The organism is Pseudomonas quasicaspiana, from assembly GCF_021147825.1.
GTDB classification, from domain to species: Bacteria; Pseudomonadota; Gammaproteobacteria; order Pseudomonadales; family Pseudomonadaceae; genus Aquipseudomonas; species Aquipseudomonas quasicaspiana.
The window spans coordinates 1-7,936 of record NZ_JAGTPI010000109.1; the positions used below are offsets into that span (position 1 = coordinate 1).

Annotated in this window: 7 protein-coding genes; 1 reads left to right on the forward strand and 6 read right to left on the reverse strand. The window is 59.0% G+C overall.

The window, feature by feature from the left end; all coding sequences use genetic code 11:
* Nucleotides 1-769: 769 nt before the first annotated feature.
* From KDX30_RS29115 to ribBA, 6 genes are all read right to left on the reverse strand, one after another.
* Nucleotides 770-1,807 (reverse strand): LLM class flavin-dependent oxidoreductase, encoded by a 1,038-nt coding sequence (locus tag KDX30_RS29115; RefSeq protein WP_099270757.1) that lies wholly within the window; start codon nt 1,805-1,807, stop codon nt 770-772.
* A gap of 105 nt (nt 1,808-1,912) precedes the next feature.
* Nucleotides 1,913-3,067, reverse strand: coding sequence for an ABC transporter ATP-binding protein (locus tag KDX30_RS29120; protein WP_231678225.1), 1,155 nt, complete (start codon nt 3,065-3,067; stop codon nt 1,913-1,915).
* Nucleotides 3,064-3,879, reverse strand: a complete 816-nt coding sequence (locus KDX30_RS29125) for an ABC transporter permease (protein ID WP_027898826.1) — start codon at nt 3,877-3,879, stop codon at nt 3,064-3,066. The genes KDX30_RS29120 and KDX30_RS29125 overlap by 4 nt, the downstream gene beginning before the upstream one ends.
* Nucleotides 3,880-3,885: 6 nt before the next feature.
* Nucleotides 3,886-4,842 carry an ABC transporter permease gene (locus KDX30_RS29130; RefSeq protein ID WP_231678226.1) on the reverse strand — a complete coding sequence of 319 codons (957 nt, stop codon included), beginning with the start codon at nt 4,840-4,842 and terminating at the stop codon, nt 3,886-3,888.
* A complete protein-coding gene (locus KDX30_RS29135) occupies nt 4,827-5,858 on the reverse strand; it encodes an ABC transporter substrate-binding protein (RefSeq protein WP_027898828.1) in 1,032 nt (343 codons plus the stop codon). The genes KDX30_RS29130 and KDX30_RS29135 overlap by 16 nt, the downstream gene beginning before the upstream one ends.
* Before the next feature lie 364 nt (nt 5,859-6,222).
* Complete coding sequence (gene ribBA, locus KDX30_RS29140) at nt 6,223-7,332, reverse strand: bifunctional 3,4-dihydroxy-2-butanone-4-phosphate synthase/GTP cyclohydrolase II (protein ID WP_231678227.1); 1,110 nt, start codon at nt 7,330-7,332, stop codon at nt 6,223-6,225.
* Nucleotides 7,333-7,425: 93 nt separating this feature from the next.
* On the opposite strand from ribBA, the gene KDX30_RS29145 reads away from it, so the two are divergent.
* Nucleotides 7,426-7,713 carry a DUF1330 domain-containing protein gene (locus KDX30_RS29145; RefSeq protein ID WP_027898830.1) on the forward strand — a complete coding sequence of 96 codons (288 nt, stop codon included), beginning with the start codon at nt 7,426-7,428 and terminating at the stop codon, nt 7,711-7,713.
* Nucleotides 7,714-7,936 lie beyond the last annotated feature (223 nt).

Genomic DNA, 7,936 nt, shown 5'->3' on the forward strand with positions numbered 1-7,936 from the left:
GGGCCGCCGCAACGGGCCATCCATGGCCCAATGCGGCTAACCCGGCGTCCTGCCGGGTTGCCCACGGTTCAGAATCTGCGTTCGGCCAGCGTGGTTTAACGGGGCGCCTCAGATCAACATCAAAAGCGCGGCGGCCTGACAGCCGACCTGTTTTCTTGGGTTTGCCGACATTCTGTAGGAGCTGCCGAAGGCTGCGAAGCGGTGTGTCAGACAATGCCCGTGGTGGCTGTGCGGACGTATCGCGAACAAGTTCGCTCCTACCGGTCCGAGGCGATCCTGCCGTTTTCGCTCTGATTTGATCTGCTCTGCTTTTGATTTTGATTTTGATCTTAAGCGCCCCGTTAAACCACGCCGGCCGGAATTCGACATTGCTGCGTGGGGTAAACCGGCAGGGATGCCGGTTTAGCCGCCTCAGGCCATGGATGGCCGGTGGCGGCGGCCCCACGCAGCAATGTCGGATTACGGGTATGCCGAGCGACAGCGAGGTACCAAGTGGTGGGGTAAGAGCGTTTTGCTTACTTTTGCGCCTCAAAAGTGAGGCGCCGTAAGGGCGCAACCAATATCAGCCGTGACTAAGATAATGGATATGTACACAAGCTTGCTGCATGAAAGTTGTGTAGTTACCTATGCCGCGAAAGAGCGACGCGGTCTGCAGTAAAACCGCGGTGTTCTTATGTCGAAATGCCGCCCAGACCAAGCACCGCTCCCACATACCCGGCCGCTACAGAATCCCCCTCCAGACCCGTTTGCCGGAAGGGGAGCAACACACTCACTTGAACGCCGGAACCACCTGCTTGATAAACAACTCCAGCGACTTTTTCTTCTCGGCGTGAGGCAGGCTGTTGTCGCACCAGAAGCTGAATTCGTCGACGCCCAGTTCCTGGTAGTGCTTGATGCGGGTAACGATTTCTTCAGGGGTGCCGATCATGGTGTTCTTGCGGATGTTGTCCAGTTCAAACTCCGGACGTTCCTTGAACTTTTCCTCCGGGCTTGGCGCGAGGAAGCCGTTGACCGGGGTCTGTTTGTTGCCGAACCAGGCGTCAAAAGTACGATAGAACTTCGAGATGGCCGTAGCGCCGACTTTCCAGCCGTCGGGGTCATCTTCCGCATGGACGTGGGTGTGACGCAGCACCATCAGTTGTGGGCGTGGCACGTCCGGATTGTTGGCCAGTGCGGCTTCGAACTTGTTCTTGAGATCCACGACCTCCTCATCGCCTTTCATGAGTGGCGTGACCATCACGTTGCAGCCGTTGGCCACCGCGAAGTTGTGGGAATCAGGGTCGCGGGCGGCGATCCACATCGGCGGTGTCTTGATCGGTTTCGGGACGCTGGTCGAGGTGGGGAATTTCCAGATTTCACCGTCATGGGCGTAGTCGCCTTGCCAAAGGGCGCGCACCACAGGGACCATCTCACGCAGCGCCAGGCCGCCTGACGAAGCAGGCATGCCACCTGCCATGCGATCAAACTCCACCTGATAGGCACCACGTGCCAGGCCGACTTCCATGCGCCCATTGCTGATCACGTCGAGCAGCGCACATTCACCGGCCACCCGCAGCGGATGCCAGAACGGCGCAATGATGGTGCCTGCTCCCAGGTGAATCGTCGTGGTTTTGCCAGCCAGGTAGGCCAGCAATGGCATCGGGCTGGGAGATATGGTGTATTCCATGGCGTGGTGTTCGCCAATCCAGACGGTGCTGAAACCGCCAGCTTCGGCCATCAGCGTCAGCTCGGTCAGGTCCTCGAACAACTGACGGTGGCTGACCTGTTCATCCCAGCGTTCCATGTGTACGAATAATGAAAACTTCATGACGCGTTCCTCGGATTGTTCAGCTCCAGGCCCATGTCTGCGACCTGGCGAGTTCGATAGTGATGGCGCTGCCAGCCAGACATCGGCACGCTGCGCAACGGCTGGCTAGTGAGCGCCAGCCGCTTTGTTGAGGTCGCTTTCAGTCCACTCGGTGTAAACGCACGCATCGCCTGTGGCCCAGCGCACCCGAACGGTGTCGCCGGGTTGCATCGGCATGCCGGTGGCGGACAGCGCCTTGACGGTCATCGCGGTGCCATCGGCGGTCATGACCGAGCAGGTCTGGCTTTCACCCAGAAACAACACCTCGCCGACCTTTGCCGTGACCTCGTTCCAGCCGCTTGGCAGCGGTTCCTGGCTGGCCTGTTCGATGCTCAATGCCTGGGCTTTTTCCGGGCGGATCATCAGCAACGCTTCCTGACCTGCCTGCAAGCCGGGCGTCAGGCGGATCGACAGGCTCTGGCCTTCGAAGGTGGCGACTGCGTTGCCCTGGGCCTTGAGCTTGAGGAAGTTCGAGTTACCGAGAAAGGACGCCACAAAGGCATTGGGCGGATTCTGGTAGAGGTCGTAACCGGTGCCCAGACCGACGATTTTGCCGTGGCTGAAGATCGCGATGCGCTGGGAAAGGCGCATGGCTTCTTCCTGATCGTGGGTCACGTAGACAATGGTGATTCCCAGACGGCGATGCAGCTGGCGCAGCTCGTCCTGCAAGTCTTCCCGAAGTTTTTTGTCCAGCGCGCCGAGGGGTTCGTCCATCAGCAGGATGCGGGGTTCATAGACCAAAGCGCGGGCGATGGCGACGCGCTGCTGCTGACCGCCAGACAGTTGCGAGGGGCGGCGGTGGGCAAACTCCTCCAGTTGCACCAGCTTGAGCATGGCATCGACACGCTTCTCGCGTTCGGCTGCTGGCAGCTTGCGAATCGCCAGCGGGAAGGCAATGTTGTCGCGCACCGATAGATGCGGGAACAGCGAGTAGCGCTGGAAGACCATGCCGATATCGCGCTTGTGCGGCGGCACGTTGACCAGCGATTGACCGTTGACCAGAATCTCGCCGGAACTGGGCGTCTCGAACCCCGCAAGCATCGACAGCGTGGTGCTTTTGCCAGAGCCGCTGGAGCCAAGGAAGGTGAGGAATTCGCCGTCCTGTATATCCAGGGAAATGTCGTCCACGGCCGCGAAGTCGCCGTAGTGCTTGTTCAGATTACACAGGCTGACCAGCTTTTTCTTTGGCTGTTGCCCGGCTTCTTTTATCACGGCACTCATGAGGTACTCCTCGCTTCGTTGCGTCGGCGCAGGGTGGCTGCGATCACCATGATCATGACTGACAGGCCAATCAGCAGCGTCGAGGCGACGGCGATCACCGGGGTCAGGTCCTGGCGCAGGGTGGTCCACATTTTGACGGGTAGGGTTTGCAGTGTCGGGCTGGCCATCATCACGCTCAGGACGACCTCGTCCCACGAGACCAGAAACGCGAACAGGGCACCGGCGATCATGCCGGGACGGATCGCCGGGAAGGTCACCTTGAACACTGCCTGTAACCGCGATGCGCCGCAGATCACTGCCGCATCTTCGATGGACTGATCGAACAGTTTCAGCGAGTTGATGATGGAAATGATGGTGAAGGGCAGGGCGACGATGACGTGACTGACCACGAATGAAAACAGCGTGCCGGTGTAGCCCAGTTTCAGAAACAGCGCGTAGACCGCCACGGCGATGATCACCAGCGGCACGATCATGGGCAGGGTGAATACGCCGTAGAGCATGTCCCGACCGGGGAAGCGTCCACGCACAAGAGCAAACGCGGTCGGCAGGCCCAGCGCGACGGCAAAGAACGTAGTCAGCAATGCGACCTTTAGGCTGGTCATTGCTGCGTCCAGCCACTCGGGGTTGGAAAAGAATTGACCGTACCACTTGAACGTCCAGCCAGGCGGCGGGAACACCAGCCATTGTGATGAGCCGAACGACAGCAGGACGATGAACACGATCGGCAACAACAGAAACAGCGCGATCAGGCCCGTGGTCAGGTAGAGCCCGTAGCGCAGCCGCGGGCTCATGGCATTGGGAGTCAGGAGCATGAAGGATTACCTCGCGTCACTGGCACCGACCGGGGATTCCGGCTGGAGCTTCAGGTAGAAGTAAAACAGCACCAGTGTGATCACGATCAGCAACGCCGCAGCGGCACTGGCCAGACCCCAGTTAAGGAACGATTGCACCTGCTGCACGATGAACTCGGGCAGCATCATGTTCTGCGCGCCACCCAGCAAGGCAGGCGTGACGTAGTACCCCAGCGACATGACAAATACCATCAGGCCACCGGAGAACAGCCCCGGTCGGCACAGCGGCAGGAATACTCGAAAGAAATTGCTCCACGGACTGGCACCGCAGATCGAACCCGCCTGCAGCACCATCGGGTCGATGGCTTGCATGGTGGCCTGCAGAGGAAGAACGATGAACGGGATCATGATGTAGGTCATGCCGATCACCACGCCGGTCAGGTTGTGGACCATTTCCAGTGGCTCATCGATCAGTCCCATGCCCATCAGCGCTTTGTTGATGACCCCGGAAGCTTGTAGCAGCACCAGCCAGGAGTAGGTCCGGGCGAGCAGGCTGGTCCACATCGACAGCAGGACAATGTTCAACATCCAGCGGCCCCAGCCGCGTGGCACCAGGGTGATTGCCCATGCCAGCGGAAAGCCCAGCAGCAGGCTGAACAGTGTCACCAGACCGGCCACCGAGAAGGTGTTGAACAAGACCCGTGAATACGCCGAGTTGGCGAACAGTTGCTCGTAATTGCCCAGCCCGGGTGTAGGTTCCAGGACTCCGCGCAACAGCAGGCTGATCAGCGGTGCGAAGAAAAACAGACCGAGAAAGATCAGCGCAGGAAGCAGATTGCGGCTGCCGCGCCAGCGCTGTGAGAAGGGTGTCGAGCGATTCATCGTCACCGCCTGGGCCGATGCCGCACCGGCGGTGCTGGAAGCACCACCGGCCGGGCTGGATTGACGGGGGACAACCGCTGTCATTTTTACTTGACCAGCCATTCGTTCCACCGTGTCGCGATGTCCGGACCGTTCTTGGCCCAGTATGCGAAGTCGAGAGTGATTTGGTCCTTGGCATGCGCGGTCGGCATGTTAGGTGCCAGGGTCGAATCCAGACGTTGCACGCTGTCCAGGTTGACCGGTGCGTAGGCGCTGAGGTTGGCGAAGTCGGCCTGGCCTTTGGCGTCGGTGGCGTTGGCGATGAACTTCATCGCGGCGTCCTTGTTTTTCGCGCCTTTGGGCACTACCAGGAAATCAGCCATGACCAGGTTCTGTTTCCAGCTCACGCCCACTGGAGCACCGTCCTGTTGTACGGCGAACACCCGGCCGTTCCAGAATTGCCCCATGGACACTTCGCCCGATGCCAGCAGTTGTTGAGACTGCGCACCGCCGCCCCACCAGACAATGTCTTTTTTGATGCTGTCGAGCTTTTTGAAGGCGCGGTCCAGGTCCAGCGGGTAGAGCTTGTCAGCAGCGACGCCATCGGCCAGCAGCGCGAGTTCCAGCACGCCTGGGCTTGGCCATTTGTACAGGGCGCGCTTGCCGGGGTAGGTCTTGGTATCGAACAGTGCTGCCCAGTCCTGCGGTGCTTTGGCGCCGGTACCGGTTTTGCTTTCGTTGTAACCCAGTACGAAGGAGAAGAAGAACGAACCGGCACCGTGCTCAGAGACGAAGCGCGGATCAATCCGGTCTTTCTTGATGACGTTGAAATCCAGCGGTTCCAGCAAGCCTTCGCTGGCAGCACGCAAGGCGAAATCGGCTTCGACGTCGACCACGTCCCACTGGACGTTGCCGCTTTCAACCATTGCCTTGAGTTTGCCGTAGTCGGTCGGCCCGTCCTGAACAACGGTGATGCCGCTGGACTTGCTGAAGGGGTTGGCCCAGGCCTGCTTCTGAGCATCCTGAGTCGAACCGCCCCAACTGACAAAGTTGACGCTCTCTGCCGCCAATGCCGCAGCACCCGACAGGGACAGGACGCCTGCAGTCAGCACTGCAATTGCACGTTTACTCAACACCATGTGTACGCCCTCATTTGTTGTGTTTTTGAGCGGGCTGTTGCTTGCCCGCTTATCGGGAGCAGTAGGTCCATTGGGGCCTTTTGAAACAGTGCGACCGAGTCAGATGCTGTTATTTGTGCTGTCCCTTTCCGGGCGCACCTGACGATTGATCGGCCTACGGAATATCATATTATGGTATTCCAAACTTTCTGCAAGAGCTTCGCTTCTCCGACGAAGCGTCAATTTGAGTTTAATGAGATTAAAACCCAATAATTACGGGGGCTAAACGTTTATTTTTAAAACAGGTTTACGCTTCGGGTACGCAATCTGAAAAGCGTTTTTATCGGTGAAAAAACACCGAAAACAGGTGTTTTTAATGTGTCTGTCAGCCCGAAAACGGGATGTTTTCGACGACCTCCAGATCGTATCCAGTCAGCCCTGCGTACTTGAGTGGGGCGCCCATGTGGCGCAGTTTGCCGACGCCGATATCCTGCAGGATCTGTGCCCCGGTACCGACTTCCGAATAGATGCGCGACTGCGAACGGCTGAACTGACGCGGTGGCTGGGTCAGTTGTGGAATACGTTCGAGCAGTGCCTGGGATGACTCGTGATTGGCCAGCACCACGACAACCCCGCTGCCAGCCTCGGCGACTTTCTGCAGGGCTGCCCAGAGGGTCCAGTTACTGGGGCCGTTGTAATGCGCGCCGACCAGATCCCGCAATGAATCGATGACATGCACGCGCACCAGCGTTGGTTCGTCGCGCTTGATGTCGCCCATGATCATTGCCATGTGGACGCCGCCTTCGATGCGGTCCTCATAGCTGATCAGGCGGAACGTCCCATGCACTGTGGAGAGCTCGCGCTCACCGATGCGGGCGACGGTGTGCTCGGTGCTCAAGCGGTAGTGAATCAGGTCGGCAATGGTGCCGATCTTGATGCCGTGTTTTGTGGCGAAGGTTTCCAGGTCCGGGCGGCGGGCCATGGTGCCGTCGTCATTCATCACTTCGACGATGACCGACGCGGGGGTGAAACCGGCCAGACGTGCCAGGTCGCAACCGGCTTCAGTGTGCCCGGCGCGGGTGAGAACGCCGCCTTCCCGGGCGCGCAACGGGAAAATATGCCCCGGCTGCACCAGGTCTTCCGGTCTTGCGTCGCGGGCGACGGCTGCCGCGACAGTGCGCGCCCGGTCGGCCGCAGAAATACCGGTGCTGACGCCCTCGGCCGCCTCGATGGAAACCGTGAACGCGGTGGCGAATACGCTGCCATTGCTGGGAACCATCTGCTCCAGACCCAGGCGCTGGCAGTGCTCATCGGTCAGCGTCAGGCAGATCAGGCCGCGTGCCTCGCGGGCCATGAAGCTGATGGCCTGAGCGTCGCAGCAGTCGGCCGCCAACAACAGGTCACCTTCGTTCTCGCGGTCTTCGTCATCGACCAGCAGGACCATCTTGCCTTGGCGATAATCCTCGATGATTTCTTCGATGCTGTTGAACGGCATACCTGACTCCTGCTGTCATGAGTTGATTGACTTTTGGTATACCATAAGACAGTTTGTCCGGGTAAAGAACAGATATTTTTCAGGAGGGTTCGGATGAAGGCTTACTGGATTGCGCAAGTCGATGTGAATGATCCACAGCAATACACCCAGTACACGCAACGGGGCCCGGCGGCGTTCAAGCTCTACGGCGGGAGATTTCTCGCACGGGGCGGTCGCTCTGAGGCGGTAGAAGGCAAAGCCACACCGCAACGCACCGTGATCATCGAATTCGATTCCTACGATCAGGCCGTCGCTTGCTACAACAGCCCTGAATATCAGGACGCGATGAGCTACCGCGCGGGGGCGGCGAGGGCGGAGATTGTGATCGTGGAAGGGATTTAAGGTTTAGGAGGTGCGCGGTATACCTTATAAACCCGGGTGCCTGAATCGTCGGAATGCCGCGATGCATGAGACGCAGTCAGGCGACACACCGCGTTATTGTTTATCGTCGGAATGCCTCCCAGACCAAGCCCAGCTCCTATCAAACAAAATATAACTATCTGATTTGGAATGCTTTTTACTGTAGGAGTGAGCTTGCTCGCGATAGCTCCAGTACAGGCAATAT

Excerpts from the sequence above, each read along its gene's own strand:
- KDX30_RS29115 (WP_099270757.1), bottom strand. The coding sequence starts at position 1,807 with ATGAAGTTTTCATTATTCGTACACATGGAACGCTGGGATGAACAGGTC.
- KDX30_RS29120 (WP_231678225.1), bottom strand. The coding sequence starts at position 3,067 with ATGAGTGCCGTGATAAAAGAAGCCGGGCAACAGCCAAAGAAAAAGCTG.
- KDX30_RS29125 (WP_027898826.1), bottom strand. The coding sequence starts at position 3,879 with ATGCTCCTGACTCCCAATGCCATGAGCCCGCGGCTGCGCTACGGGCTC.
- KDX30_RS29130 (WP_231678226.1), bottom strand. The coding sequence starts at position 4,842 with ATGGCTGGTCAAGTAAAAATGACAGCGGTTGTCCCCCGTCAATCCAGC.
- KDX30_RS29135 (WP_027898828.1), bottom strand. The coding sequence starts at position 5,858 with ATGGTGTTGAGTAAACGTGCAATTGCAGTGCTGACTGCAGGCGTCCTG.
- ribBA (WP_231678227.1), bottom strand. The coding sequence starts at position 7,332 with ATGCCGTTCAACAGCATCGAAGAAATCATCGAGGATTATCGCCAAGGC.
- KDX30_RS29145 (WP_027898830.1), top strand. The coding sequence starts at position 7,426 with ATGAAGGCTTACTGGATTGCGCAAGTCGATGTGAATGATCCACAGCAA.